The 25,754-nt window shown below is 73.4% G+C and carries 22 protein-coding genes and 1 tRNA gene; 16 read left to right on the top strand and 7 right to left on the bottom strand.

Annotation, left to right across the window (positions count from 1 at the left end):
• Positions 1 to 47: 47 nt before the first annotated feature.
• The 5 genes from ACZ6CZ_RS20000 to ACZ6CZ_RS19980 all read right to left on the bottom strand — a co-directional run bounded on the left by ACZ6CZ_RS20000 (position 48) and on the right by ACZ6CZ_RS19980 (position 6,097).
• Positions 48 to 1,532 carry a peptidoglycan D,D-transpeptidase FtsI family protein gene (locus tag ACZ6CZ_RS20000; protein WP_469022731.1) on the bottom strand — a complete coding sequence of 495 codons (1,485 nt, stop codon included), beginning with the start codon at positions 1,530 to 1,532 and terminating at the stop codon, positions 48 to 50.
• A complete protein-coding gene (locus tag ACZ6CZ_RS19995) occupies positions 1,529 to 2,980 on the bottom strand; it encodes an FtsW/RodA/SpoVE family cell cycle protein (protein WP_469022729.1) in 1,452 nt (483 codons plus the stop codon). The genes ACZ6CZ_RS20000 and ACZ6CZ_RS19995 overlap by 4 nt, the downstream gene beginning before the upstream one ends.
• 27 nt (positions 2,981 to 3,007) lie before the next feature.
• Positions 3,008 to 4,597, bottom strand: coding sequence for a Stp1/IreP family PP2C-type Ser/Thr phosphatase (locus ACZ6CZ_RS19990; RefSeq protein ID WP_469023378.1), 1,590 nt, complete (start codon positions 4,595 to 4,597; stop codon positions 3,008 to 3,010).
• A 98-nt stretch (positions 4,598 to 4,695) separates the two neighbouring features.
• Positions 4,696 to 5,217, bottom strand: coding sequence for an FHA domain-containing protein FhaB/FipA (locus ACZ6CZ_RS19985; RefSeq protein WP_469022726.1), 522 nt, complete (start codon positions 5,215 to 5,217; stop codon positions 4,696 to 4,698).
• A gap of 10 nt (positions 5,218 to 5,227) precedes the next feature.
• A complete protein-coding gene (locus ACZ6CZ_RS19980) occupies positions 5,228 to 6,097 on the bottom strand; it encodes an FhaA domain-containing protein (protein WP_469022723.1) in 870 nt (289 codons plus the stop codon).
• A gap of 451 nt (positions 6,098 to 6,548) precedes the next feature.
• Between ACZ6CZ_RS19980 and ACZ6CZ_RS19975 the strand changes: the two genes are divergently transcribed.
• The 7 genes from ACZ6CZ_RS19975 (at position 6,549) to ACZ6CZ_RS19945 (ending at position 12,915) form a co-directional block, all read left to right on the top strand.
• Positions 6,549 to 6,632: transfer RNA gene (locus ACZ6CZ_RS19975), tRNA-Leu, on the top strand.
• A gap of 266 nt (positions 6,633 to 6,898) precedes the next feature.
• Positions 6,899 to 8,356 carry a DUF2252 domain-containing protein gene (locus tag ACZ6CZ_RS19970; protein WP_469022718.1) on the top strand — a complete coding sequence of 486 codons (1,458 nt, stop codon included), beginning with the start codon at positions 6,899 to 6,901 and terminating at the stop codon, positions 8,354 to 8,356.
• Between the two features lie 157 nt (positions 8,357 to 8,513).
• The gene (locus tag ACZ6CZ_RS19965; protein ID WP_469022712.1) at positions 8,514 to 9,359 is read left to right on the top strand and encodes a hypothetical protein; all 846 of its coding nucleotides are present in this window, start codon (positions 8,514 to 8,516) and stop codon (positions 9,357 to 9,359) included.
• A 71-nt stretch (positions 9,360 to 9,430) separates the two neighbouring features.
• On the top strand, positions 9,431 to 9,760 hold the full coding sequence (locus ACZ6CZ_RS19960; protein WP_469023376.1) for a rhodanese-like domain-containing protein: 330 nt from the start codon (positions 9,431 to 9,433) through the stop codon (positions 9,758 to 9,760).
• A gap of 235 nt (positions 9,761 to 9,995) precedes the next feature.
• Positions 9,996 to 10,886, top strand: a complete 891-nt coding sequence (locus ACZ6CZ_RS19955; protein ID WP_469022709.1) for a DUF5819 family protein — start codon at positions 9,996 to 9,998, stop codon at positions 10,884 to 10,886.
• The gene (locus ACZ6CZ_RS19950) at positions 10,883 to 12,169 is read left to right on the top strand and encodes an HTTM domain-containing protein (RefSeq protein ID WP_469022707.1); all 1,287 of its coding nucleotides are present in this window, start codon (positions 10,883 to 10,885) and stop codon (positions 12,167 to 12,169) included. Before ACZ6CZ_RS19955 ends, ACZ6CZ_RS19950 begins: the two co-directional genes overlap by 4 nt.
• Positions 12,166 to 12,915, top strand: coding sequence for a TrmH family RNA methyltransferase (locus ACZ6CZ_RS19945; RefSeq protein ID WP_469022704.1), 750 nt, complete (start codon positions 12,166 to 12,168; stop codon positions 12,913 to 12,915). Before ACZ6CZ_RS19950 ends, ACZ6CZ_RS19945 begins: the two co-directional genes overlap by 4 nt.
• A 4-nt stretch (positions 12,916 to 12,919) precedes the next feature.
• Here the strand turns inward: ACZ6CZ_RS19945 and paaN are convergent, their stop codons facing one another.
• Positions 12,920 to 14,611, bottom strand: a complete 1,692-nt coding sequence (paaN, locus tag ACZ6CZ_RS19940; RefSeq protein ID WP_469022702.1) for a phenylacetic acid degradation protein PaaN — start codon at positions 14,609 to 14,611, stop codon at positions 12,920 to 12,922.
• Between the two features lie 160 nt (positions 14,612 to 14,771).
• Between paaN and ACZ6CZ_RS19935 the strand changes: the two genes are divergently transcribed.
• Together ACZ6CZ_RS19935 and ACZ6CZ_RS19930 are read left to right on the top strand one after the other, a co-directional pair.
• Positions 14,772 to 16,286 carry a 3-hydroxyacyl-CoA dehydrogenase gene (locus ACZ6CZ_RS19935; protein ID WP_469022699.1) on the top strand — a complete coding sequence of 505 codons (1,515 nt, stop codon included), beginning with the start codon at positions 14,772 to 14,774 and terminating at the stop codon, positions 16,284 to 16,286.
• Positions 16,283 to 16,870, top strand: coding sequence for a TetR/AcrR family transcriptional regulator (locus ACZ6CZ_RS19930; RefSeq protein ID WP_469022698.1), 588 nt, complete (start codon positions 16,283 to 16,285; stop codon positions 16,868 to 16,870). The genes ACZ6CZ_RS19935 and ACZ6CZ_RS19930 overlap by 4 nt, the downstream gene beginning before the upstream one ends.
• Positions 16,871 to 16,968: 98 nt before the next feature.
• On the opposite strand, the gene ACZ6CZ_RS19925 is transcribed toward ACZ6CZ_RS19930, so the two are convergent.
• The gene (locus tag ACZ6CZ_RS19925) at positions 16,969 to 17,469 is read right to left on the bottom strand and encodes an Lrp/AsnC family transcriptional regulator (RefSeq protein WP_469022695.1); all 501 of its coding nucleotides are present in this window, start codon (positions 17,467 to 17,469) and stop codon (positions 16,969 to 16,971) included.
• Between the two features lie 173 nt (positions 17,470 to 17,642).
• Between ACZ6CZ_RS19925 and pdhA the strand changes: the two genes are divergently transcribed.
• From pdhA to ACZ6CZ_RS19890, 7 genes are all read left to right on the top strand, one after another.
• A complete protein-coding gene (pdhA, locus tag ACZ6CZ_RS19920) occupies positions 17,643 to 18,818 on the top strand; it encodes a pyruvate dehydrogenase (acetyl-transferring) E1 component subunit alpha (RefSeq protein ID WP_469022692.1) in 1,176 nt (391 codons plus the stop codon).
• Positions 18,815 to 19,819, top strand: coding sequence for an alpha-ketoacid dehydrogenase subunit beta (locus ACZ6CZ_RS19915; protein ID WP_469022689.1), 1,005 nt, complete (start codon positions 18,815 to 18,817; stop codon positions 19,817 to 19,819). The genes pdhA and ACZ6CZ_RS19915 overlap by 4 nt, the downstream gene beginning before the upstream one ends.
• On the top strand, positions 19,819 to 21,225 hold the full coding sequence (locus tag ACZ6CZ_RS19910) for a dihydrolipoamide acetyltransferase family protein (RefSeq protein ID WP_469022686.1): 1,407 nt from the start codon (positions 19,819 to 19,821) through the stop codon (positions 21,223 to 21,225). Before ACZ6CZ_RS19915 ends, ACZ6CZ_RS19910 begins: the two co-directional genes overlap by 1 nt.
• 115 nt (positions 21,226 to 21,340) lie before the next feature.
• Positions 21,341 to 22,243 (top strand): NTP transferase domain-containing protein, encoded by a 903-nt coding sequence (locus tag ACZ6CZ_RS19905; protein WP_469022684.1) that lies wholly within the window; start codon positions 21,341 to 21,343, stop codon positions 22,241 to 22,243.
• Positions 22,243 to 23,604, top strand: coding sequence for a molybdopterin molybdotransferase MoeA (locus tag ACZ6CZ_RS19900; protein WP_469022682.1), 1,362 nt, complete (start codon positions 22,243 to 22,245; stop codon positions 23,602 to 23,604). The genes ACZ6CZ_RS19905 and ACZ6CZ_RS19900 overlap by 1 nt, the downstream gene beginning before the upstream one ends.
• The gene (locus ACZ6CZ_RS19895; protein ID WP_469022679.1) at positions 23,601 to 24,698 is read left to right on the top strand and encodes a potassium channel family protein; all 1,098 of its coding nucleotides are present in this window, start codon (positions 23,601 to 23,603) and stop codon (positions 24,696 to 24,698) included. Before ACZ6CZ_RS19900 ends, ACZ6CZ_RS19895 begins: the two co-directional genes overlap by 4 nt.
• A 52-nt stretch (positions 24,699 to 24,750) precedes the next feature.
• Positions 24,751 to 25,740 (top strand): NAD(P)H-quinone oxidoreductase, encoded by a 990-nt coding sequence (locus ACZ6CZ_RS19890; protein WP_469022676.1) that lies wholly within the window; start codon positions 24,751 to 24,753, stop codon positions 25,738 to 25,740.
• Positions 25,741 to 25,754 lie beyond the last annotated feature (14 nt).

The raw sequence follows: 25,754 nt of genomic DNA, 5'->3' as shown, positions 1-25,754 counted from the left end.
GGACCGGTATCGCAACGTGCACCGATGGGAAAGGGACGTGAGCGGGGTCACTTCTTGGAGTTGATGACCGCCTCCATCACCTTCTTCGCGATCGGGGCGGCGAGGCCGCCACCGGAGATGTCGTCGCGGTTGGCGTTCTCGTCCTCGACGACCACGGCGACCGCGACCGGCGCGCTGCCGTCGCTCAGCTTGGCGTAGGAGAGGAACCACGCGTACGGGTTCTCGCTGTTCTCCACACCGTGCTGCGCGGTACCGGTCTTGCCGCCCACGGTGACGCCGGGGATCTGCGCGTTCTTGCCGGTGCCCTTCGTGACGACCGTCTCCATCATCGACTGCAGGATCTGCGCGTTCTGCGAGGACAGCGGCCGGCTCAGCTCCTCGGGGTCGGTCTGCGCGACCGTGTCGAGGTTGGACGACTGGAGCTTGTCCACCATGTACGGCTTCATCAGCCTGCCGTCGTTGGCGACCGCCGAGGCGACCATGGCCATCTGCAGCGGGGTGGCGGCGGTGTTGTACTGGCCGATGGAGGACAGCGCGGTCTGCGAGTCGTTCATGTCGTCGGAGAACACCGAGGCGCTGGAGCGCACCGGGGTGAACTGCTCGGAGTCGAAGCCGAACTTCTTGGCCTCGGCCAGCATCTTGTCGTTGCCGAGGTCGGCGCCGATCTTGCCGAAGACGGTGTTGCAGGAGTACTGCAGCGCGACCCGCATCGTCGCGTTCTTGCAGGGGATGCTGCCCTCGTTCTTCAGCTCGGTGGTGGTGCCGGGCATGGTCCACGGCAGCGGCGAGTCGGTCTTGGCGTCGGCCGAGGTGTACTTGCCGTTCTCCAGCGCGGCCGCCGCGGTGACCACCTTGAAGGTGGAGCCCGGCGGGTACGTCTCCCGCAGCGCCCGGTTCAGCATCGGGTCGCTGGGGTTGTACTTCTTCTGGAGGTTCTTCCAGGCCTTGGCGTCCGTGTCCGAGGTGCCCGCGAAGGACGCGGGGTCGTACGACGGGTAGGAGGCCAGCGCCAGGATCTTGCCGGTGGACGGCTCGATGGCCACCGCGGCACCCTTGCCGCCGACGTTCTTCAGGCCCTCGTACGCCGCCTTCTGCGCGGCCCCGTTGAGCGTGGTGACGACGTTGCCGCCCTGCTGCTCCTTGCCGGTGACCATGTCGAGGGTCTTGCGGAAGAACAGCCGGTCGTCGTTGCCGGTGAGGATGCCGTCCTCGATGGACTCCAGCTGGTTGGCGCCGAAGGCCTGGGAGGCGTAGCCGGTGACCGGCGCCCACATGGGGCCGTTCTTGTAGGTCCGCTTGTACTTGAGGTCGTTCAGGCCGCTGGTCTTCGTGTCGGTGGACCCGGTGACCGGGTCGCCGTCGACGATGATGTCGCCGCGCGGGGTGGAGTAGCGGGCGATGGTGACCCGGCGGTTCTTGGGGTCGTCCTTGAGGCTGTCGGCCTTGACGTACTGCAGCCAGTTGTCGCGCAGCAGCAGGGTGAGGACGAGCAGACCGCAGAAGATCGCGATCCGGCGCAGGGGCTTGTTCATGACGGGCGGACCACCTGGGTCATCTCGGCGTCGGGGTTGCCGGCGGGGGCGGGCGCCGGGCGGCGGGCGGTGTCGCTGATCCGCATCAGTACGCCGATCAGCGCCCAGTTGGCGATGACGGAGGAACCGCCGTACGCCAGGAACGGCATCGTCATACCGGTCAGCGGGATGAGCCCCATGACACCGCCGGCGACGACGAACACCTGGAGGGCGAAGGCGCCGGACAGGCCGATGGCGAGCAGCTTGCCGAAGGGGTCGCGGGCGGCGAGGGCGGTGCGCACACCGCGCTCCACGATCAGGCCGTAGACCAGCAGGATCGCCATGATGCCGGCCAGGCCCAGCTCCTCGCCGAAGGTGGCGAGGATGAAGTCGGAGTTGGCGGCGAAGCGGATCAGCTCGGAGTGGCCCTGGCCCAGGCCGGTGCCGAGGGTGCCGCCGGAGCCGAACGCCCACAGCGCCTGCATGGCCTGCTCGGAGTGCACGATGCCGTCGTTCGCCCCGGTCCGGCTGAGCGTGTACTCGCGCATCGGGTCGAGCCAGGCCTGGACACGGGTCTGCACGTGCGGTTCGAAGCTCGCCACGCCGACGGCGCCGGCCGCGGACATCAGCAGACCGAAGACGATCCAGCTGGTCCGCTCGGTGGCGACGTACAGCATGATGACGAACATCCCGAAGAACAGCAGCGACGTGCCGAGGTCGGTCTCGAAGACCAGGATGAGGATCGAGATCACCCAGACGACCAGGATCGGGCCGAGGTCGCGGCCACGCGGCAGGTACAGCCCCATGAAGCGGCGGCTGGCGAGGGCGAGCGCGTCCCGCTTGACCATCAGGTAGCCGGCGAAGAACACGGCCAGCACGATCTTGGCGAACTCACCGGGCTGGATGGTGAAGCTGCCGACCTGGATCCAGATCTTGGCGCCGTAGGTGATGTTGGCGCCCAGGCCCGGGACCAGCGGGAGCAGCAGCAGCAGCAGCGCGCCGACCATGGAGATGTAGGTGTAGCGCTGGAGCGTGCGGTGGTCCTTGAGGAAGATCAGCGCGGCGACGAACAGGGCGATGCCCAGGGCCGTGTAGATCAGCTGGTTGGTCGCCTTGCCGCCGGACACGTGCAGGGACTGCAGCAGCTTCGACTGGTCCAGCCGCCAGATGATCACCAGGCCGAGCCCGTTCAGCAGCGTCGCCAGCGGCAGCAGCAGCGGGTCGGCGTACGGCGCGAACTTGCGGACGACGAGGTGGGCGACGCCGGCCAGCAGACCGAGGCCGAGGCCGTAGCTCAGCAGGCCGGCGGGTACCTGGTCGTCGATGGCCAGGCCCACGTTGGCGTAGGCGAACACCGGGATGGCGACGGCGAACACCAGGAGCGCCAGTTCGGTGTTGCGCCGGCTCGGCGCGCCGATGGAGCCGATGGTCGACGTGTGGTGCTGCGGTGTGTTGGTAGTACTGCTCATCGTGTGACAGGGCCTCTCACGGCTTGCCTACTGCTTACCGCACAGCGAGACGACCTTCTGCTCATCCTCCGAGAGGGTGGGGCCGGGGCTGGGGGTCGCGGACGGGGTCGTGGACGGGGACTTCGGGGACGCCGAAGAAGCCGAGGGGGTGGGTGTCGGCGAGGCTTTGGACGCCAGGGAGCTGCGAGCGGTTCCCTCGGTGCCGCCGGCCTGGTCCTTCCCCGACGCGGATTTCCGGGCGCTCTCGGCCGCCTGCCGCTGGGCGGCCTTCTCGCAGGCGGAGGCCTGCACGGCCAGCTCCTGGACCTTCGTCCGGGCGTCCGTCAGCCCACCCTCGGCGATCGTGTTCTTGACCTGCTTCTGCTGGTAGGGCGGCAGGTACTTGAGTTCGATCTCGGGATGGTCCCGCTCCACCTTCGACAGCGACACCCAGGCCAGGTCCTGGCTGATGCCGCGGTACAGGGCGACGTGCTCGCCCTTGGCGCCGACGTAGTACTGCGTCTGCGTCCAGCGGTAACCGCCGTACAGGCCGCCGCCGACGACGGCCAGCGCGAGGACGCCGTAGAAGGACCTCTTCAGCCACCTGCGGCCCTTGCGCGGCTTGACGAAGTCGTCGTCGGTGTAGTCGCCGAAGCCGCCGGCGGGGACGTAACCGGTGGTGTCGCCGGAGCCGGGCGGGCCGAACTCGCCGCCTCCCTTGCCCTGGCTCTGCCCCTGCTGCCCCTGGCCCTGCCGGCCGAGGTGCGAGGCGCGGCCGGCCGGGGTCTGCATGATCCCGTTGTCCTGGAGGTGGTTCTGGTTCTCCGCGACGGCGCCGACCACCACCGGGGTGTCCGACAGCTGCCCGGCGAGGGTGTCACCGGTGTCCAGGTCGAGGACATCGGCGACGATGACGGTGATGTTGTCGGGGCCGCCGCCGCGCAGCGCGAGCTGGATCAGCTCCTGCACGGTCTCCTGCGGGCCCTGGTAGCTGGCGAGCGTCTCCTCCATCGTCTGGTGGGAGACGACGCCGGAGAGGCCGTCGGAGCAGATCAGATAGCGGTCGCCGGCCCGGACCTCGCGGATGGACAGGTCGGGCTCGACGTGCTCCCCGCTGCCCAGCGCGCGCATCAGCAGGGCGCGCTGCGGGTGGGTGGTGGCCTCTTCCTCGGTGATCCGGCCCTCGTCGACCAGCCGCTGCACCCAGGTGTGGTCCTGGGTGATCTGGGTCAGCACGCCGTCGCGCAGCAGATACGCGCGGGAGTCGCCGACGTGCACGAGCCCGAGGCGCTGACCGGTCCACAGCAGCGCGGTCAGGGTGGTGCCCATGCCCTCCAGCTGCGGGTCCTCCTCGACCATGGAGCGCAGCTGGTCGTTGGCGCGCTGCACGGCGTGGCCGAGGGAGGTGAGGATGTCGGAGCCGGGCACGTCGTCGTCCAGCGTGACCAGCGTGGAGATGACCTCCGAGGAGGCCACCTCGCCGGCCGCCTGGCCGCCCATGCCGTCGGCGATGGCGAGCAGGCGCGGACCGGCGTACCCGGAGTCCTCGTTGCCCTCCCGGATCATGCCTTTGTGCGATCCGGCGGCGAAGCGCAGTGACAGACTCATGCGCACCTCGCCCGTCGGCTCCGGGTACATCCGCACGGTGCCCACCCTCCGGTCGGGAGCGCGCCGGGGCCCGGGGTGCGGTCCGCCGCTGCGTGCTCGCTCCGCTCGCGCTCATTCATGACGTAGCACTACTTCCGCAGCTCGATGACGGTCTTGCCGATGCGGATCGGCGCGCCCAGCGGGATCGGCGTGGGGGTCGTCAGCCGCGACCGGTCCAGGTAGGTGCCGTTGGTGGAACCGAGGTCCTCGACGATCCACTGGCCGTCGCGGTCCGGGTAGATCCTGGCATGGCGGCTGGAGGCGTAGTCGTCGTCCAGCACGATGGTGGAGTCGTGCGCGCGGCCCAGGGTGACGGTCTGCGCCTGGAGCGCGACGGTGGTGCCGGTCAGGGTGCCCTCGGTCACCACCAGCTTGGAGGGGGCGTTGCGCCGCTGCCGGCCGCCGCCCTGCTGGCCGCGCTGGGGCGGGGGCGCGGCCTGCTGCTGCGGCCTGGCCGCCTGCTGCGGGCGCGCCGCCTCCCTGCGCGATCCGCGCTGGGTGACGCGCGTACCGAACAGGTCGCTGCGGATGACCTGCACGGCCACGATCACGAACAGCCACAGTACGGCCAGGAAACCCAGCCGCATGACCGTCAGGGTCAGCTCTGACATTGCCCCCGCTTCACCCTTCGGCTTGCCTATAGATAACGGTGGTGCTGCCCACGACGATCCGCGAGCCGTCGCGGAGCGTAGCGCGGGTGGTGTGCTGCCCGTCCACCACGATGCCGTTGGTGGACCCGAGATCCTGGATCGTCGAGGGCGTTCCGGTCCGGATCTCACAGTGCCGGCGGGAGACGCCGGGGTCGTCGATCCGCACGTCGGCCTCGGTGCTGCGGCCCAGCACCAGGGTCGGGCGGGAGATCTGGTGGCGCGTGCCGTTGATCTCGATCCAGTAGCGGGTGCGGCCGGCGGCCGCGGCGGCGGGCCGCTGGGCCGCGGGCTGCGGGTAGCCGTAGCCGCCGGGCCGGGCGCCGGGCGGCGGCGCGGCCGGCATGGGCGGCGCGGCCGCGGGGCCGGCGGCAGGCGGGTAGCCGTAGCCGCCCGGCGCGCCGCCGGGGCCGGGCCGGCCGGCCGGGGCGGAGGGCCCGGCGGCCCCTCCGGGGGCCTGCTGGTTCGCGGAGGAGGCGAGCGTACGGCTGCGCACCCGGTACAGGCCGGTGTCGAGGTCGTCGGCCTTCTCCAGGTTGACCTTGATCGGGCCCATGAAGGTGTAGCGCTGCTGCTTGGCGTAGTCGCGCACCATGCCGGCCAGTTCGTCGCCGAGCTGACCGGAGTAGGGGCTGAGGCGCTCGAAGTCCGGCGCGCTCAGCTCCACGATGAAGTCGTTGGGCACGACAGTGCGGTCGCGGTTCCAGATCGTGGCGTTGTTGTCGCACTCGCGCTGGAGCGCGCCGGCGATCTCCACGGGCTGGACCTCGGACTTGAAGACCTTGGCGAAGGTGCCGTTGACCAGACCTTCGAGACGCTGCTCGAACTTCTTCAGGACTCCCATGGGGCACCTCCTCCGTCGCTGCCGCTCTGTCTGTCGTGCTGGTCGTGCCGGTACTGCTCACTGATCGTATCTACGCGCCCGGCAATCAGCCGGTTCCCCCAGCGACTGCCCGTGGAACTCCTCTTGGAACTCGTCACCGGACTCCTCTTGGCATGGATCGTAGAGGCGGCCGAAGACCAGTGTCCCGCACCTGGCTGTGGACCCTGCCCGCCTCCTGGTGAGATGGCCTGGACCGGTACGAGGTTGATACGTGAACAGGGACTCCTTCAAACCTGGGCGGGACGGCGGGCGGTGCGCCGGGTGCCCGCGGGGCGCCGCGGGCGGCCGTGGCGGGTCCCGCGCGGAAGCCTGCGTCGCACAAGGGATGTGAATCCACCCTGTCCCACGTGCTAATGTTCTCGATGTCGGAAGGGGCCGGCCCGCAAGGCGGGGCCCGGAAGACACACCCAATGCGCGGGTGGCGGAATAGGCAGACGCGCTGGATTCAGGTTCCAGTGCCCGAAAGGGCGTGGGGGTTCAACTCCCCCCTCGCGCACACAGTGGCTACGGGCCCATCGTGAAAACGGTGGGCCCGTAGTCGTGTTCGCGGCGAGTGCCCGGCCGCGTGCGCGGCGGGTGCGGGTGGTGTGACGAGTCTCTCAGGCCGTCGCCTCGTCGCGCGGGTGCCGCCGCTTTGTCCACAGGCGCGGTGTTGTCCACAGGCTCTGACGCGTTGTCGCCGCCGGCTGTACGGTCTGCACGAGTTGATGTTCGTGTGGGTGTTCGCGCAGGCGGGCGCCCGGTCCGGGGGAGGCGGTCGCGGTGACCGAGGCCGACGCGCAGGCGCCAGAGACGGCGCAGACGCCGGAGACGGCGGACGTGGTGGGCGGGGCGGCCCGGCGGCTGCCCCGGGTGGACGGGTTCGCCCAGTGGCCGCCGCAGGGTTCACCGAAGCGGGAGGGCAAGGCGCTGCGCTCCGCCGTCCCGCGCGACGCGCATCGCACGCTGGACCGGGACGGCTCCCGCCCCGGCGCGGTCGAGGCGGTGGAGGAGTCCAACGGCGGCCGCATCCCCGAGCTGACGCCGATACGGGTGGGCCGGATGACGGCCACGCCCTTCGCCTTCCTGCGCGGCTCCGCCGGACTCATGGCCCACGACCTCGCCCGCACCCCCATGACCGGGATCGGCGCCCAGCTCTGCGGCGACGCGCACGCGGCCAACTTCGGGCTGTACGGCGACGCGCGCGGCGGCCTGGTCATCGATCTCAACGACTTCGACGAGACCGTGTACGGCCCCTGGGAGTGGGACCTCAAGCGGCTCGCCGCCTCCCTGGTCCTGGCGGGCCGGGAGGCGGGCGCCGACGAGGACACCTGCCGGGCGGCGGCGCACGACGCGGCGGGCGCCTACCGGCGCACCATGCGGCTGCTGGCCCGGCTGCCGGTGCTGGACGCCTGGAACGCCATCGCGGACGAGGAACTGGTCTCCCACGCCGACGCCCACGACCTGCTCGGCACGCTGGAGCGGGTCTCGGAGAAGGCCCGGGCCAACACCAGCGGGCGGTTCGCGGCCCGAGCCACGCGGACCACGCGGGACGGCGGCCGCCGGTTCGTGGACGCGGCCCCGGTGCTGCGGCGGGTCGAGGACGCGGAGGCGGCGGTGGTGGCGTCCTCCCTGGAGGAGTACGTGACGACGCTCTCCGCGGACCGCCGCCCGCTGCTGGCCCGGCACGCCGTGCACGACGTCGCCTTCCGGGTGGTCGGCACCGGCAGCGTGGGCACCCGGTCCTACGTCGTCCTGCTCCTGGACCACCGCGGCGAGCCCTTGGTCCTCCAGGTGAAGGAGGCCCGCCCGTCGGCGCTGCTCCCGCATCTGGCCACGGCCGGCTTCGACGCCCCGCGGGCCGAACACGAGGGACGCCGGGTGGTGCTCGGCCAGAAGCGGATGCAGGTGGTCAGCGACATCCTGCTGGGCTGGACGACGGTCGACGGGCGCCCGTTCCAGGTGCGGCAGTTCCGCAACCGCAAGGGCAGCGTCGACCCCGCCGCGCTCGCCGCCGACCAGGTCGACGACTACGGCCGGATGACCGGCGCCCTCCTCGCCCGCGCCCACGCGCACAGCGCGGACCCGCGCCTGATCGCCGGGTACTGCGGCAAGAACGAGGAGCTGGACGAGGCGATAGCCGCCTTCGCGGTCGCCTACGCCGACCGCACCGAGGCGGATCACGCGGAGCTGGTGGCGGCGGTGCGCGCGGGACGGATCGCGGCGGATACGGGGGTCTGAGCGGATCGGCGTGTGCGGGGTCGCGGGTGCGGACCGGCGTGTGCGATCGGCGTGTGCGGGCTGGCCGGGGTGGCGGGACCACGTGGTCCCGGGGGACTGTCCGGCGTGGCGGAGCGGTCGCGTCCGGTGGCTTCCGGCCGTGGCCTACGCTGGTCGGGTGACGACCCCGGAAGCTGAGCAGTCCCAGCCGCCTCGGCCCGAGGAGCGGCTCGAACGGGCCGTGCGGGCCGCGGAGCAGGCGTTGATCGAGTTCGAGATCGCCGTGGAGACCTTCCGCGTCGAGGTCGAGAACTTCTCCCGGCTGCACGAGCAGCGGCTCGGGCCCCTCTATCTCCGGATCGAGGAGCTGGACGCCCGGATCGCCGAGGCCAGGGCCGCCCGGACCGGCGACCCGGAGGACCTCCGCCTCGCCGAGGAGGCCCGGGCGCGGGTCCTGCCCATCCCCGGCGTCGAGGAACTGCTGCACGGGTGGATGGACGGCCACGGGCTGTTCCCGGAGGCCGCCGCGATGCTCACCGACCAGGCCGTCCGGCCCCCCGAGCGGGTCCGGCCCAGCGAGGAGGCGCGCCGGCTCTACCGCGAGCTGGCCCGCAAGGCCCACCCCGACCTGGCGCAGGAGGACGACGAGCGGGAGCGGCGCGAGGAGTTCATCACCCGCGTCAACGCCGCCTACGCGCGGGGCGACGAGGCGTTGCTGCGGGAGCTGGCGGCGGAGTGGGCGGCCGGTCCGGTTCCCGCCGAGCGCCGCCCGAGCCGCAGCGAGGAGTTGTACGTCCGCCTCGAATGGCTCGCCCGGCGCAAGGAACTGCTCACCCTGGTCGCCCGGGAACTGGAGGACGGCGCGATCGCCGGGATGCTCCGGCTCGCCCCGGACGACCCGGACTCCCTGCTGGAGGAGATCGCCGGCCGCCTCCGCGCCGACATCGCCGAGCGGGAGGCGGCGCTGGCCGCTCTGCTGGACGAAGAGCCGGAGCAGGAGCAGGGTCAGGGGCAGGGGCGGTAATCGGCTGGGGCGGGCCGGTCGTGAGCGGCCCGGCGTCGGGTAGCGTCGCGGGCATGAGCTTCGGAGCTGGTGTGCCCACGGTCGAGGTCACGGACCTCACGGACGACGACTTCCTGCTGGACGTGCGCGAGGACGACGAGTGGCGGGCCGGCCACGCCGCGGGCGCGCTGCACATCCCGATCAGCGAGTTCGTGGCCCGGTACGGCGAGCTGACCGAGGCCGCCCCGCAGGACGGCCGCGTGCACGTCATCTGCCGCTCGGGCGGCCGCTCGGCCCAGGTCACGATGTACCTGGTCCAGCAGGGCATCGACGCGGTGAACGTGGACGGCGGCATGCAGGTCTGGGAGGCGGTGGGCCGCCCGGTCGTCACCGACGAGGGAAAGCCCGGCTCGGTCCTCTGACGGAGGCGGTCCGGCCCGCCGCCCAAGTGGGGCTCCCCGGTGCACAGGCGGACGGAACGGGCGGCGGGCGGGCGAAATCGGGGACGGCTGTGTGCGCGGGTGGTTCCCCGGGGGCTGCGCCGGACGGGTGGGGCTGAGTACCGTTCCGTCGGGCGCCCGCAGTGGTGCCCGTGAAGCATGCGGCGCCTGTGGTGGGCGTCCGCACCACACGGCGGAGACGGGGAATCGGGGCGGAATGGACGCGTACGACGAGGATCCGCCGGCCCGGCGCGGCCGGAGCGGATCGGACCAGGCGCGACCGGCGGCCGGAGACCGGGAGGACGACGACGGGCACCGCGCCGAGGGGCACCGCGATGCGGCCGATCCCCCGGCCCGGGTGAACGCTCCGGCGGCCGAGCCGTCGGCCGAGACCGGGACGCGGGCCACGCAAGCCGGGGCGGGGGCCGCCGAGGCCGGGGCACCGGTCTTCGAGCCGCGTACCGGGGTCGCCGCCCTGTCGCCCCGCTACCAGGTCGGTGCCGCGGTGGCGCTCGCCGTGATCGCGGTGGCCGTCTGCGTGCACCTGGGCATGGTGTTCCTGAGCCTGGCGCCGTCGAACACCGTGACCAAGAAGCACGGCAAGGCGATCGAGGCGTGGGTGTACCCCGAGTTCGAGCAGAACTGGAAGCTGTTCGCGCCCAACCCGTTGCAGCAGAACATCGCGGTGCAGGTGCGCGCCGAGGTGCGGACGGCGGACGGCGGGGTGCGCACCACCGGCTGGAGCGACCTGTCGGCCCAGGACGGCGCGGCGATCGACGGCAGCCCGGTGCCCAGCCACACCCAGCAGAACGAACTGCGCCGGGCCTGGGACTTCTTCTCCGGTACGCACGGCTCCGACAACCAGGCCATGGGCATGCGCGGTGCGCTCTCCGAGCAGTACCTGCGCCGGATCGTGGTCATGCGCCTCCAGCGGGAGAACGACACGCTCGCCCGGGAGGGCGCCGTCCAGCGCGTCCAGGTCCGCTCCCGGACCACCAACGTCCTGCCGCCCGACTGGAGCACGGAGTCGATCTCGGACAAGCCCGTCTACCGGGTGCTGCCCTGGTGGCAGGTCACCGCGGCCGAGGCCGCCGGAGGTGTGCGGTGAACTCGTTCTCCCTGACGCTGTCCCGGGCCATCGCCCGGGTCACCGAATCCGCGCTCGGCCCCTACCAGAGCGCCGTGATCCGCATCGGCTTCGCCGGGACCTGGCTGCTGTTCCTGCTGCGCGAGTTCCCGCACCGCCAGGAGTTGTACGGCCCCGACGGCCCGTGGAGCCGGGACCTCGCCCAGCAGCTGACCGCGGACAATCACGCCTTCACCGCGCTGCTGTGGTTCGACGGGCAGGCCTGGTTCGAGGTCTGCTACCTGCTGGCGATCGCCGCGAGCGTGATGCTGCTGCTGGGCTGGCGCACCCGCACCGCCTCGGTGCTGTTCATGCTGGGCGTGCTGTCGCTGCAGAACCGCAGCGTCTTCGTGGGCGACGGCGGCGACAACGTCCTGCACCTGATGTCGGTCTACCTGGTGTTCACGCGCTGCGGTCAGGTGTGGTCCCTGGACGCACGGCGGGCGGCGCGCGCGGGGGAGGGCCGCGCCGGTGACGCCGGGACGCGGGAGGTGCCCGGCCACCCCCAGGCCGACCGGGTCGGGCCGGTGCTGTGGGTGCTGCTGGGGCTGGCGCTGGCGGCCGTGGCCGTGCTGGGCCGGTTCGGCAGCGGCTGGCTGGTGCCCGCGCTGGTGTGGACGGTGTGGGCCGGGCTCGGTCTGTGGTGGGCCGTCGGACGCTGGGCGCGCTCCGCCGAGCCGCGGGTCCTGCTGGACGTGATCGCCAACATCCTGCACAACGGCGCCCTGGTGGTCGTCATGGGCGAGGCGTGCCTGATCTACGCCACGGCCGGCTGGTACAAGATCCAGGGCTCGCGCTGGCAGGACGGCACGGCCGTCTACTACCCGCTGCACCTGGACTACTTCTCCCCCTGGCCCCTGCTCGGCGACCTGCTGTCCGCCAGCGGCACGATGGTCATGCTGGTGACCTACGGGACCGTCATGGTGCAGGTGGCCTTCCCGTTCACACTGTTCAACCGGCGGGTCAAGAACGTCCTGCTGGGGCTGATGATGATCGAGCACGCCGTGATCGCGGTCGTCCTCGGACTGCCGTTCTTCTCGCTGGCGATGATCGCGGCGGACTCGGTCTTCCTGCCGACGTCCTTCCTGCGGCGGCTGGGCGGCTGGGTGGCGGGCGGGCGCCGGAGGCTGTCCGGGCGGCCCTCGGGAGCGCTGCCGGCGCCCCGCACCGCCGGGGACGGCGGCGCCGGTGCGGACAAGCCCGTCAGGGGCGGCGAAGGGGACAGCGGGGAGGGGGAGCCCGCCCGCGTAGGCTTCCCGGCATGACCGACCCGCTGTCCCGCTGGCGTGCGCACGCCGGTGCCGCCGTGCTGCTCGACGGCTTCCACGCCGTCAAGCACGCGCTGCGCTTCGGGGCCGAGGTGCTGGTGGCCGTGGCCGCGGACCGGGCGGCGGCACTCGCCCTGGCCGAGGAACTGGCCCCGGACGTGCGCGGGACGCTGGACGCGCTGCTGGCCGAGGTGGCGCCGGAGGCGTACGCGTCCCTGGTGCCGCGGCCGCATCCGACGGGCGTGGCCGCCCTGGCCGTACGGCCCTCCCGCGCGGCGCAGCTGCGGGAGCTGGCCCGCATGCCCCGCACCGCGCCCGTCGTGGTCCTCGACGACCCGCGCAACCTGGGCAACGCCGGTGCGGTGATCCGGCTGGCCGCGGGTTTCGGGGCGACCGGGGTGGTCACCACCGGCACGCTCGACCCCTGGCACCCCACGGTGGTGCGCGGCGGGGCCGGGCTGCACTTCGCGACCGCCGTGGAGCGCCTGGACGCCGGGGAGCTGCCGCCGGGGCCGCTGTTCGCCCTCGATCCGGAGGGCGAGGACATCCGGGGCACCGAGCTGCCCGACGACGCCGTCCTGGCCTTCGGGTCGGAGCGCAGCGGCCTGTCGGCGCCGCTGCGCGCGCGTGCCGACCGGCTGCTGGCGCTGCCGATGCGCCCCCAGGTCTCCAGCTACAACCTCGCCACGAGCGTGGCGATGACGCTGTACCACTGGAGTGCCACCGGGGGCGCGCCGGTGTGAGGCCTCACGCCTCCCGGCGGATCTCCACCACCCGGAAGCGGTTGGCGACGAAGGCGCCGTCGCACAGGGCCGCGTTGGCCGCCGGGTTGCCGCCGGAGCCGTGGAAGTCGGAGAACGCGGCCGTCTGGTTGACGTAGACCCCGCCGGTCAGGTTCAGCGAGAGCTGGGCCGCCTCCTCCAGGCAGACCTCCCGCACGGCCTGCTCGACCTCGTCGTCGGTGGTGTACGCGGCGACCGTCATCGCGCCCTTCTCCCGGACCGTGCGCCGCAGCAGCTCCACGGCGTCGGCGGCCGAGTCGACGGCGACGGCGAAGGAGACGGGGCCGAAGCACTCGCTCATGTAGGCGGCCTCGTCGTCCGGCTTGGCGCCGTCCAGCTTCACGATGACCGGGGTGCGCACCACGGCGTCCGGGAACTCCGGGTTGGCGACCTCACGGGAGGCCAGGGCGACCTCGCCGAGTCCGGCGGCGGCCTCCAGGCGGGCCTTGACGTCCGGGTTGACGATCGCGCCGAGCAGGGCGTTCGCCCGGGCGTCGTCGCCGAGGAGGCCGTCGACCGCTCGGGCGAGGTCCGCGACCACCTCGTCGAAGGTCTTGGGTCCCTCGTCGGTGCGGATGCCCTCACGCGGGATCAGCAGGTTCTGCGGGGTGGTGCACATCTGGCCGCTGTACAGGGACAGCGAGAAGGCCAGGTTGGCGAGCATCCCCTTGTAGTCGGCGGCGGAGTGCACGACGACCGTGTTGACGCCGGCCTTCTCCGTGTAGACCTGCGCCTGGCGGGCGTTGGCCTCCAGCCAGTCGCCGAAGGAGGTGGAGCCGGTGTAGTCGATGATCCGGATCTCCGGACGGGTGGCCAGCGCCTTGGCCACGCCCTCGCCGGGCCGCTCGGCGGTCAGCGCCACCAGGTTGGGGTCGAAGCCGGCCTCGGTGAGCACGTCCCGGGCGACCGCCACGGTGAGGGCGAGCGGCAGCACCGCGCGCGGGTGGGGCTTGACCAGGACCGCGTTGCCGGTGGCGAGGGAGGCGAACAGGCCGGGGTAGCCGTTCCAGGTCGGGAAGGTGTTGCAGCCGATGAGCAGCGCGGTGCCGCGCGGGACCGCGGTGAACTGCTTGGTCAGCGCCAGCGGGTCGCGTTTGCCCTGGGGCTTGGTCCACTCCGCGGTGTCGGGGGTGCGGACCTGCTCGACGTAGGCGTACGCCACCGCTTCCAGACCGCGGTCCTGGGCGTGCGGGCCGCCGGCCTGGAACGCCATCATGAAGGCCTGGCCGGAGGTGTGCATGACCGCGTGCGCGAACTCGTGCGTGCGGTCGCTGATCCGCTTGAGGATCTCCAGGCAGACCACGGCCCGGGTCTCCGCGCCCGCGTCCCGCCACGCGCGCTGCCCGGCCCGCATGGCGGGAAGCAGTGTGTCGATGTCCGCGTGCGGGTAGGTCACGCCCAGCTCGATGCCGTACGGCGAGACCTCGCCGCCGACCCAGTCGTCGGTGCCGGGCTGGCCGAGGTCGAGACGGGTGCCCAGCAGGGCGTCGAAGGCGGCCTTGCCCGCGGCCGCGTCCAGGCTGCCGTGCTCGCCGTAGGCCTTGGGGTGCTCGGGGTGGGGCGACCAGTACGCGCGCGTGCGGATCGCCTCGAGGGCCTGGTCCAGGGTGGGCCGGTGCCTGGCGATCAGCTCGTGCGCGGTCAGTTGGGCGGCCATGGGGGACCAACTCCTCGTCTGAAGAACTCTTCGTCGAGTTCATGACCTGGGCGGAAAGAGCAGCGGAAGCGGGCGGTCAGAGCTAGAGTAACCGAACGATCGGTCGGGACAAGGGGGCCTGCCGCATCTGTGGAAAACCCCGTGCGGGAGGATCGCGCACATGACAGCACTCGACCTCAGCAGCCCCGTGGCCGTCGTCGGCACCGGCACCATGGGCCAGGGCATCGCCCAGGTCGCGCTGGTCGCCGGCCACCCCGTGCGGCTCTACGACGCCGTTCCCGGGCGCGCCCGGGACGCCGCCGCGGCGATCGGCGCCCGCCTCGACCGGCTGGTCGCGAAGGACCGGCTCACCGCCGAGGCCCGGGACGCCGCCCGAGCCCGGCTCACGCCCGCCGACGGCCTCGCGGAGCTGGCGGACTGCGCGCTCGTCGTCGAGGCCGTCCTGGAGCGGCTGGACGTCAAGCAGCAGCTCTTCCGGGACCTGGAGGACGTCGTCGGCGAGGACTGCCTGCTGGCCACCAACACCTCCTCGCTGTCGGTCACCGCGATCGGCGGCGCCCTGCGCCTGCCGGGCCGCTTCGTCGGCCTGCACTTCTTCAACCCCGCCCCGCTGCTCCCGCTCGTCGAGGTCGTCTCCGGGTTCGCCACCGACGTCACGTCCGCCACGCGCGCGTACGAGACCGCCCGCGCCTGGGGCAAGACGCCGGTGGCCTGCGCGGACACCCCCGGCTTCATCGTGAACCGCATCGCCCGCCCGTTCTACGCCGAGGCCTTCGCCGTGCTGGAGGCGCAGGCCGCCGACCCGGCTACCATCGACGCCGTCCTGCGCGAGTGCGGCGGCTTCCGGATGGGCGCCTTCGAGCTGACCGACCTCATCGGGCAGGACGTCAACGAGTCCGTCACCCACTCCGTGTGGCAGGCCTTCTTCCAGGACGTCCGCTTCACGCCCTCGCTCGCCCAGCGCCGGCTCGTCGAGTCCGGCCGGCTCGGCCGCAAGTCCGGGCACGGCTGGTACGACTACGCCGACGGCGCCGACCGCCCCGAACCGCACACCGCGGAGCCGGCGCGGCCGCCCGCCCGCGTCGTCGTGGAGGGCGACCTGGGCCCGGCGGCCGGCCTGGTGGCGCTGATCCGCGAGGCGGGCATCCAGGTGGACGAGGAGGACGAGGACCACGGCACCCGGCTGCTGCTGCCGAGCGGCGGCCAGCTGGTCCTGGCCGACGGCCAGACGTCGGTGGAGTTCCGGGACGTCGTCTACTTCGACCTCGCGCTCGACTACCGCCGCGCCACCCGCATCGCCCTGTCCGCCTCCCAGGACACCTCGCCGCAGACCCTCGCCGAGGCCACCGGCCTCTTCCAGGCGCTCGGCAAGGACGTCAGCGTCATCGGGGACGTGCCCGGGCTGATCGTCGCCCGCACGGTCGCCCGGATCGTCGACCTGGCGCACGACGCCGTCGCCAAGGGCGTGGCCACCGAGGAGGACATCGACACCGCCATGCGCCTGGGCGTCAACTACCCGCTCGGCCCCTTCGAGTGGAGCCGCAGGCTGGGCCGCGGCTGGGCCTACGACGTCCTGGACGACCTGCACCTGCGCGACCCCTCCGGACGGTACGCGCCCTCCCTGGCGCTCTACCGTCACGCGTACGCATCCGAGAAGCGGGAGGGCACCTCATGACCACCGCCAAGCGCGACACGTACACCCCGGAGACGCTGCTGTCGGTCGCCGTCCGGGTCTTCAACGAGCGCGGCTACGACGGCACGTCCATGGAGCACCTCTCCAGGGCGGCCGGCATCTCCAAGTCGTCGATATACCACCACGTCACCGGCAAGGAGGAGCTGCTGCGCCGCGCCGTGAGCCGGGCGCTGGACGGCCTCTTCGCCATCCTGGAGGAGGAGCGGGCGGGCACGGGGCGGCCGGCGGACCGCCTGGAGTACGTGGTGCGGCGCATGGTCGAGGTGCTGATAGCCGAACTGCCGTACGTGACGCTGCTGCTGCGGGTGCGCGGCAACACCGGCACCGAGCGGTGGGCGCTGGAGCGGCGCCGGGACTTCGACCACCGGGTGGCCGAGCTGCTGAGGGCCGCGGCCGCCGAGGGGGACGTGCGCGACGACGTCGAGGTGCGGCTCGCGACGCGGCTGGTGTTCGGGATGATCAACTCCATCGTGGAGTGGTACCGGCCGGACGGGCGAGGCATGGACGAGCGCGAGGTGGCCGACGCCGTGGCGCGGCTGGTCTTCTCCGGTCTGCGCCGGGGCTGACCCGCGCGGCGGTCCGGCCGGGCTCCCGCCCCGGCCGGGCCAGGCCTGAGGGCTCGCGCCCCGGCCGGTCAGGCCCGCGGGTTCCCGCCCCGGCCGGGTCAGGCCTGCGGTTCGACGTCCTCCTCCTCGAACACCAGCAGCGTCCGGGTGCTGAGCACCTCCGGGATGGCCTGCAGCCGGGTCAGCACCAGCTCGCGCAGCGCCCTGTTGTCGGGCGTGTGCACCAGCAGCAGCACGTCGAAGTCGCCGCCCACCAGGGCGATGTGGGCTGCGCCGGGCAGCTTGCGCAACTGCTCGCGGACCGTGCGCCAGGTGTTCTGGACGATCTTCAGCGTGATGTAGGCCGAGGTGCCCTGGCCCGCGCGCTGGTGGTCCACGCGGGCGCCGAAGCCCCGGATCACCCCGTCCTCGACCAGGCGGTTGATGCGTGCGTAGGCGTTGGCGCGGGAGACGTGGACCCGCTCGGCGACCGACCGTATCGAGGCCCGGCCGTCGGCCTGGAGCATCTGCAGGATGTCCTGGTCGATGGCGTCCAGCGGCCGGGCCGGCGGCAGCACGGCGCCCTCCTGCGGACCGTCGGCCATTTGTTCAGGTGCCATGTCCCCCCGCCTCACCGCCGTGGACGTCCTGCGTTCATTCCAGGCTGTGCAGAACCGTTTGTCCACAGCCTGAAGGTGCCTGTAGCCAAATTGTGCCGACGACCGAACAATCGGTAGGTGAGGCGGGCCACAGCCGTCCCGCCTCCCCGCCACTCCCACGAGGAGGTGCCGTCATGACGGTCATGGAGCAGCGAGGCGCGTACCGGCCGTCGCCGCCGCCCGCCTGGCAGCCCCGCACGGACCCCGCGCCGCTGCTGCCCGACGCGGAGCCCTACCGCGTCCTCGGCACCCAGGCCGCCGCGAAGGCCGACCCGGAGCTGCTGCGCCGGCTGTACACCCAGCTGGTGCGCGGCCGTCGTTACAACATCCAGGCCACCGCCCTGACCAAGCAGGGACGCCTGGCCGTCTACCCCTCCAGCACCGGCCAGGAGGCCTGCGAGGTGGCCGCCGCGCTGGCCCTCCAGGAGCGGGACTGGCTCTTCCCCAGCTACCGCGACACGCTCGCCGTCATCGCGCGCGGAGTGGACCCCGTCCAGGCCCTCACCCTGCTGCGCGGCGACTGGCACACCGGCTACGACCCCTACGCCCACCGGGTCGCCCCGCTGTCCACCCCGCTCGCCACCCAGCTCCCGCACGCCGTGGGCCTCGCGCACGCCGCCCGCCTCAAGGGCGACGACGTGGTGGCCCTCGCCATGGTCGGCGACGGCGGTACCAGCGAGGGTGACTTCCACGAGGCGCTGAACTTCGCCGCCGTCTGGCAGGCACCGGTGGTCTTCCTGGTCCAGAACAACGGCTTCGCCATCTCCGTGCCGCTCGCCAAGCAGACCGCCGCCCCCTCTCTGGCCCACAAGGCCGTCGGGTACGGCATGCCGGGCCGCCTGGTCGACGGCAACGACGCGGCCGCGGTGCACGAGGTCCTCGGCGACGCCGTGCGCCGCGCGCGTGAGGGAGGCGGCCCGACCCTCGTCGAAGCGGTCACCTACCGCATCGACGCCCACACCAACGCCGACGACGCCACCCGCTACCGGGGCGTCACCGAGGTCGAGACCTGGCGCGGGCACGACCCCGTCGACCTGCTGGAGCGGGAGCTGACCGAGCGCGGACTGCTCGACGAGGACGGCATCCGGGCGGCCCGCGAGGACGCCGAGACCATGGCCGCCGACCTGCGGGAGCGCATGAACCGCGATCCGGAACTCGACCCCATGGACCTCTTCGACCACGTCTACGCCGAGACCACCGCGCAGCTGCGCGAACAGCGCGCCCTGCTGCGCGCCGAACTCGACGCCGAGCACGACGACCACGAAGGAACCGGCGGCCGCGGCGACGGCCGGGAAGGTGGACACCGATGACCACCGTCGCCGTGAAGCCCGCCACGATGGCGCAGGCCCTCACGCGCGCGATGCGCGACGCGATGGCCGCCGACCCCGCCGTGCACGTCATGGGCGAGGACGTCGGCACCCTCGGCGGGGTCTTCCGGGTCACCGACGGGCTCGCCAAGGAGTTCGGCGAGGACCGCTGCACCGACACCCCGCTGGCCGAGGCGGGCATCCTCGGCACCGCCGTCGGCATGGCCATGTACGGCCTGCGGCCGGTCGTCGAGATGCAGTTCGACGCCTTCGCCTACCCGGCGTTCGAGCAGCTGATCAGCCACGCCGCCCGCATGCGCAACCGCACCCGCGGCCGCATGCCGCTGCCCCTGACGATCCGGGTGCCCTACGGCGGCGGCATCGGCGGCGTCGAGCACCACAGCGACTCCTCCGAGGCCTACTACATGGCGACCCCGGGGCTGCACGTCGTCACCCCGGCCACCGTCGCCGACGCCTACGGGCTGCTGCGCGCGGCCATCGCCTCCGACGACCCCGTGGTCTTCCTGGAGCCCAAGCGGCTGTACTGGTCGAAGGACACCTGGAACCCCGAGCACCCGGCGGACGTGGAGCCGATAGGCCGCGCCGCGGTGCGCCGGGCCGGCCGCAGTGCCACGCTCATCACGTACGGGCCGTCCGTCCCCGTCTGTCTCGAAGCCGCCGAGGCCGCCCAGGCGGAGGGCTGGGACCTGGAGGTCGTCGACCTGCGCTCGCTGGTGCCGTTCGACGACGAGACGGTCTGCGCGTCGGTCCGGCGCACCGGGCGCGCGGTCGTCGTGCACGAGTCGGGCGGGTTCGGCGGACCGGGCGGGGAGATCGCGGCCCGCGTCACGGAGCGCTGCTTCCACCACCTGGAGGCCCCGGTGCTGCGCGTGGCCGGGTTCGACATCCCCTACCCGCCGCCGATGCTGGAGCGGCACCACCTGCCCGGCGTGGACCGTGTCCTGGACGCCGTGGCGCGTCTGCAGTGGGAGGCCGAGGGCTGATGGCACAGGTGCTGGAGTTCAGGCTCCCCGACCTCGGGGAGGGGCTCACCGAGGCGGAGATCGTGCGCTGGCTGGTGCGGGTCGGTGACGTCGTCGCCGTCGACCAGCCGGTCGTCGAGGTGGAGACGGCCAAGGCGATGGTCGAGGTCCCCTGCCCCTACGGCGGTGTCGTCACCGCCCGCTTCGGCGAGGAGGGCGCCGAGCTGCCCGTCGGCGCTCCGCTGCTGACGGTCGCGGTGGGCGGCCCGGCGGACCCGGCGGCCGAGCCGGAGGGTTCCGGGAACGTGCTGGTCGGCTACGGCACGGCGGCTCCGGCGGCCCGGCGGCGCCGGGTACGGGCGTCGTCGGTCACCGCCTCCCGCAACGGCGCGGCGCAGCGCCCCGCGCCCGCCCTCGCGCCGGCCCCCGCGGCGCCCCCGCCGCCCCCCGTCCGTGAGGCCACCCCAGCCGCCCCCGCCTCTCCCGCGCACTTCGTACCGGCAGGCGGGCCCGTGCCGGTGATCTCACCACTGGTGCGCCGGCTCGCCCGGGACAACGGCCTGGACCTGCGCGAGCTGGCGGGCTCGGGACCGGACGGGCTGATCCTGCGGGCGGACGTCGAGGACGCGCTGCGCGCCCGGACGACCGGCACCCGCACGGCCCCGGCCCCGGCCCCGGTACCGGCCGTGACCGCTCCGGCCCCCGCGCACAGCGCCGCCCCGGGCATCCCGGGCGCCGGGGGTCTGCGCACGCCGCTCAAGGGCGTGCGCGGTGCCGTCGCCGACAAGCTGTCCCGCAGCCGCCGGGAGATCCCCGACGCCACCTGCTGGGTGGACGCCGACGCGACCGAGCTGATGCGCGCCCGGGCCGCCATGAACGCCGCCGGGGGACCGAAGATCTCCGTGCTCGCGCTGCTGGCCCGGATCTGCACCACCGCGCTCACCCGCTTCCCCGAGCTGAACTCCTTCGTCGACACCGACGCCCGCGAGGTCGTCCGGCTGGAGCAGGTGCACCTCGGCTTCGCCGCGCAGACCGACCGCGGCCTCGTCGTACCGGTCGTCCGGGACGCCCAGGCCCGGGACACCGAGGCGCTGACCGCCGAGTTCGCCCGGCTCACCGAGGCCGCCCGCACCGGGCGGCTCACCCCCGCGGACCTCACCGGCGGGACCTTCACGCTGAACAACTACGGCGTCTTCGGGGTCGACGGCTCCACGCCGATCATCAACCACCCCGAGGCGGCCATGCTCGGCGTCGGCCGGATCGTCCCCAAGCCGTGGGTGCACGAGGGCGAGCTCGCGGTGCGCCAGGTCGTCCAGCTCTCGCTCACCTTCGACCACCGGGTGTGCGACGGCGGCACGGCGGGCGGCTTCCTGCGGTACGTGGCGGACTGCGTGGAACAGCCGGCGGTCCTCCTGCGCACCCTCTGACCCCGGCCGCGGCGGGTGTCTTCGGGCACCCGCCCCCCCGGCATGCGGACCGCGCCGGTGTCCGCATGCCGTACCGGGGACGGCGCCGATCCCCCTCGCGGCCCATACTCGGTGGGTGACCGACCACACCCCGGCCGCCCCCTCCGGCTCCGCGGCCGCCGCGCCGTACGACGCCGTCGTGCTGGCCGGCGGTGCCGCCCGGCGGCTCGGCGGCGCCGACAAGCCCGGCCTGCGGGTCGGCGGCCGGGCGCTGCTCGACCGGGTGCTGGCGGCCTGCGCCACGGCGCGCACCACCGTCGTGGTGGCCGCTCCCCGGCCCACCGCACGCCCCGTGCGCTGGGCGCGCGAGGAGCCGCCCGGCGGCGGGCCGGTCGCCGCGCTGGACGCCGGGCTGCGCCGCACCACGGCGGCCCGCGCCGTCGTCCTCTCCGCCGACCTGCCCTTCCTCCGGCAGGACACCGTGGACCGGCTGCTCGGCGCGCTGGACACCACCGGCGCCGACGGCGCGCTGCTCACCGACGCGGACGGCCGTGACCAGCCGCTGGTGGCCGCCTACCGCACGGCTGCGCTGCGCCGCGCGCTCGCCGCGCTGTCCGCCGGCCCCGGCGGGCTCGCCGGCCTGCCCCTGCGCCGGCTGACCGGCGCCCTCGACCTCACCCGTGTCCCGGACCCGATCGCGTCCTTCGACTGCGACACCTGGGACGACATCGCCACCGCCAGGGCACGCATCAGGGAGCATGGGCACGTGTTGGATGAATGGATCTCCGAAGTCAAGGAAGAACTCGGCATCGACCTGGACGTCGACACCGGCGTCCTGCTCGATCTCGCCCGCGACGCCGCGCACGGCGTCGCCCGTCCCGCCGCCCCGCTGACCACCTTCCTCGTCGGGTACGCCGCGGCCCGGGCCGGTGGCGGTCCCGAAGCCGTGGCCGAGGCCGCCCGCAAGGCAGCCGCGCTGGCGCTGCGCCACGCGGACGACACCGGCGGTGCCCGCTCCGCACCGGGTCCGGACGCCTGATGACCGCCCACGGCACCCGGGCCCAGGCGCCCGCCGGTGACAGCGACGACCTCGATGTCGAGGAGGCCCTCGCACTCGTGCGGGAACCCCAGGACGACAGCGCCCCGGCCGGCCAGGTGCCCGCCCCCGGACCGCGCGGCGAGCAGCCCGCCGAGCGGCACCGGGCCACCCCTTGGCCGGAGGCCCGGGAGATCGCCGGGCGCGCCGCCCGCGCGGCCACCCGCCGCGAGCCCGTCTCCGTTCCCCTCGCAGACGCCCTCGGCCTGGTCCTGGCCGCCCCCCTGGACGCGCTCACCGACCTGCCGTCGTTCGACACCTCGGCGATGGACGGCTGGGCGGTCTCCGGGCCCGGCCCCTGGACGGTCCGCGAGGAGGGCCTGCTCGCCGGGCGCGCCCAGCCCGAGCCGCTCACCGACGGCGAGGCGGTACGGATCGCGACCGGCGCCCGCATCCCGGCCGACACCACCGCCGTCCTGCGCAGCGAACACGGCCGCCTGGACGCCAAGGACCGCCTGCACGCCACCCGGGACCCCGGACACGGCCAGGACATCCGCCCGCGGGGCCAGGAGTGCCGCAACGGCGACCAGCTGCTGCCCGCCGGCAGCCTGGTCACCCCCGCCGTCCTGGGCCTCGCCGCGGCCGCCGGCTACGACACCGTGACCGCCGTCCCCCGGCCCCGCGTCGAGGTCCTGGTCCTGGGCGACGAGTTGCTCACCGCCGGGCTCCCGCACGACGGGCTGATCCGGGACGCGCTCGGCCCGATGCTGCCGCCCTGGCTGCGCGCGCTCGGCGCCGAGGTGACCGCCGTGCGCCGGCTCGGCGACGACGCCAAGGCCCTGCACCGGGCGATCCGGGACTCCGGCGCCGACCTCGTCGTCACCACCGGCGGGACCGCCTCCGGCCCGGTCGACCACGTCCATCCCACCCTGCGCCGCCTCGACGCCGAACTCCTCGTCGACGGGGTCAAGGTGCGCCCGGGCCACCCCATGCTGCTGGCCCGCACCAAGGAGGACCAGCACCTGGTCGGCCTGCCCGGCAACCCGCTCGCGGCCGTCTCCGGCCTGCTCACGCTCGCCGAACCGCTGCTGCGCACCCTCGCCGCCCGCCCCGCCGCCGAGGCGTACACGCTGCCGCTGCGCGACGAGGTGCACGGGCACCCGTACGACACCCGGCTCGTCCCGGTCGTGCTGCGCGGCGACCACGCCGTGCCGCTGCACTACAACGGCCCGGCCATGCTGCGGGGCATCGCCGTCGCCGACGCGCTGGCCGTCGTGGGTCCGGGCGGGGCCCGGCCGGGGCAGGAGGCGGCGCTGCTGGACCTGCCCTGGGCGGCCGCCGGGATCGGGGTGTGTTTCACGTGAAACTCCCGGGCCAGGACGCCATCGCCCGCCAGTCGGGCGAACGCGTGACGACCCAGCGGGTGAAACTCCCGAAGAAAGTGGTGGACCGCCCGATCCGCCAGGTCGCCAAGCGCCTCGTCATGGCCCTGGTCGTGCTGGTCGTGACCGCGCTGGTCGTCTACGCCGGCCGCGACGGCTACCACGACGACGCCGACACCTCCATCGACCTCCTCGACGCGTTCTACTACGCGACCGTCACCCTCTCCACCACCGGATACGGCGACATCACCCCGGTCAGCGACAGCGCGCGGCTGATCAACATCCTGGTCATCACGCCTCTGCGGGTGCTCTTCCTGATCATCCTGGTCGGCACCACGCTGGAGGTCCTCACCGAGCGCACCCGGGACGAGTGGCGCCTGAACCGCTGGAGGTCCGCCTTGCGCGACCACACCGTCGTCGTCGGCTTCGGCACCAAGGGGCGGTCGGCGATCGAGACCGTCCGCGCCACGGGCCTGCGCCCGCAGCAGGTCGTCGTGGTCGACCCGGACGCGAAGGTGATCGACGCGGCGACCGCCGAGGGATACGCGGGCGTCATCGGGGACGCCACCCGCAGCGAGGTGCTCAAGCGCGCCGAACTGCACCGGGCCCGGCAGATCATCGTCGCCCCGCAGCGCGACGACACCGCCGTGCTCGTCACGCTGACGGCCCGCCAGCTCAACCGGGGAGCGAAGATCGTGGCCGCGGTGCGCGAGGAGGAGAACGCCCCGCTGCTGCGGCAGTCCGGCGCCGACGCCGTCATCACCAGTGCCAGCGCGGCGGGCCGGCTGCTCGGCCTGTCCGTGCTCAGCCCCGCCGCAGGCATGGTCATGGAGGACCTCGTCCACCAGGGCAGCGGGCTGGACATCGTCGAACGCCCCGTGGTCCGGGGTGAGGTGGGCAAGAGCCCGCGCGAGACGGACGACCTGGTGGTCAGCGTAGTCCGCGGCCACCGGGTGCTCGGTTACGACGATCCGACCGTCGGTGCGCTGGAGCTGACCGACCGTCTGATCGCGATCCAGCGGGTCACCCCCGGCGCCCAGGTCGCCCCGGACGTCCGGCGGATGCCCCCGGCCTGAACCGGGCGGGCCTGCCACCGGTGGCGCCCGGGTGGGGAGTAGCGTCGCCGGCATGCATGCGATCACGATTCCCGAACCTGGTGGTCCCGAGGCGCTGGTGTGGGACGAGGTCCCCGATCCGGTGCCGGGTGAGGGCGAGGTGCTGGTCGAGGTGGTGGCAGGCGCCGTCAACCGCGCCGACATCCTCCAGCGCCAGGGCTTCTACGACCCTCCGCCCGGCGCCTCCCCCTACCCCGGCCTGGAATGCTCCGGCAGGATCGCCGCGCTCGGCCCCGGCGTCTCCGGCTGGGCCGTCGGCGACGAGGTGTGCGCCCTGCTCTCCGGCGGCGGCTACGCCGAGAAGGTCGCCGTCCCGGCCGGGCAGCTGCTGCCGGTACCCGACGGCGTGGACCTCGCGCGGGCGGCGGCGCTGCCCGAGGTGGCCTGCACGGTCTGGTCCAACGTGTTCATGGTCTCCCGCCTCACGGAAGGCGAGACCCTGCTCGTGCACGGCGGCTCCAGCGGCATCGGCACGATGGCCGTACAGCTGGCCAGGGCCTTCGGAGCCAGGGTCGCGGTGACCGCCGGCACCAAGGAGAAGCTGGACTTCTGCGCCGAGCTGGGCGCCGACATCCTGGTCAACTACCGCGAGCAGGACTTCGTCGCCGAGGTCCGGCAGGCCACGGACGGCTCCGGAGCCGACGTCATCCTCGACAACATGGGCGCCAAGTACCTCGACCGCAACGTCCAGGCGCTGGCCGTCAACGGGCGGCTGTCGATCATCGGGATGCAGGGCGGCGCCAAGGGCGAGCTGAACATCGGCGCGCTGCTCGGCAAGCGGGGCACGGTCAGCGCGACCTCGCTGCGCGCGCGTCCGCCGGCCGAGAAGGCGGCCATCGTGGCGGCCGTACGCGAGCACGTGTGGCCGTTGCTGGCCGCCGGGAAGGTCCGCCCGGTCGTCGACCGCGAGGTGCCGATGGCGCAGGCCGCCGAGGCGCACCGGGTGGTGGAGGCCAGCGGACACATCGGCAAGGTCCTGCTGCTCGCCCCGCCGGCAGGCTGACCCGGCCGGGGCCG

This window comes from Streptomyces sp. NPDC041135, from assembly GCF_055592085.1.
This window is presented reverse-complemented; position numbering and strand designations above follow the sequence as displayed.

What these genes read in the sequence shown, in the direction of transcription:
- ACZ6CZ_RS20000 (WP_469022731.1), bottom strand. Translation starts at nt 1,532, where the DNA reads ATGAACAAGCCCCTGCGCCGGATCGCGATCTTCTGCGGTCTGCTCGTC.
- ACZ6CZ_RS19995 (WP_469022729.1), bottom strand. Translation starts at nt 2,980, where the DNA reads ATGAGCAGTACTACCAACACACCGCAGCACCACACGTCGACCATCGGC.
- ACZ6CZ_RS19990 (WP_469023378.1), bottom strand. Translation starts at nt 4,597, where the DNA reads ATGTACCCGGAGCCGACGGGCGAGGTGCGCATGAGTCTGTCACTGCGC.
- ACZ6CZ_RS19985 (WP_469022726.1), bottom strand. Translation starts at nt 5,217, where the DNA reads ATGTCAGAGCTGACCCTGACGGTCATGCGGCTGGGTTTCCTGGCCGTA.
- ACZ6CZ_RS19980 (WP_469022723.1), bottom strand. Translation starts at nt 6,097, where the DNA reads ATGGGAGTCCTGAAGAAGTTCGAGCAGCGTCTCGAAGGTCTGGTCAAC.
- ACZ6CZ_RS19955 (WP_469022709.1), top strand. Translation starts at nt 9,996, where the DNA reads ATGGACGCGTACGACGAGGATCCGCCGGCCCGGCGCGGCCGGAGCGGA.
- ACZ6CZ_RS19945 (WP_469022704.1), top strand. Translation starts at nt 12,166, where the DNA reads ATGACCGACCCGCTGTCCCGCTGGCGTGCGCACGCCGGTGCCGCCGTG.
- paaN (WP_469022702.1), bottom strand. Translation starts at nt 14,611, where the DNA reads ATGGCCGCCCAACTGACCGCGCACGAGCTGATCGCCAGGCACCGGCCC.
- ACZ6CZ_RS19935 (WP_469022699.1), top strand. Translation starts at nt 14,772, where the DNA reads ATGACAGCACTCGACCTCAGCAGCCCCGTGGCCGTCGTCGGCACCGGC.
- ACZ6CZ_RS19930 (WP_469022698.1), top strand. Translation starts at nt 16,283, where the DNA reads ATGACCACCGCCAAGCGCGACACGTACACCCCGGAGACGCTGCTGTCG.
- ACZ6CZ_RS19925 (WP_469022695.1), bottom strand. Translation starts at nt 17,469, where the DNA reads ATGGCACCTGAACAAATGGCCGACGGTCCGCAGGAGGGCGCCGTGCTG.
- pdhA (WP_469022692.1), top strand. Translation starts at nt 17,643, where the DNA reads ATGACGGTCATGGAGCAGCGAGGCGCGTACCGGCCGTCGCCGCCGCCC.
- ACZ6CZ_RS19915 (WP_469022689.1), top strand. Translation starts at nt 18,815, where the DNA reads ATGACCACCGTCGCCGTGAAGCCCGCCACGATGGCGCAGGCCCTCACG.
- ACZ6CZ_RS19910 (WP_469022686.1), top strand. Translation starts at nt 19,819, where the DNA reads ATGGCACAGGTGCTGGAGTTCAGGCTCCCCGACCTCGGGGAGGGGCTC.
- ACZ6CZ_RS19900 (WP_469022682.1), top strand. Translation starts at nt 22,243, where the DNA reads ATGACCGCCCACGGCACCCGGGCCCAGGCGCCCGCCGGTGACAGCGAC.
- ACZ6CZ_RS19890 (WP_469022676.1), top strand. Translation starts at nt 24,751, where the DNA reads ATGCATGCGATCACGATTCCCGAACCTGGTGGTCCCGAGGCGCTGGTG.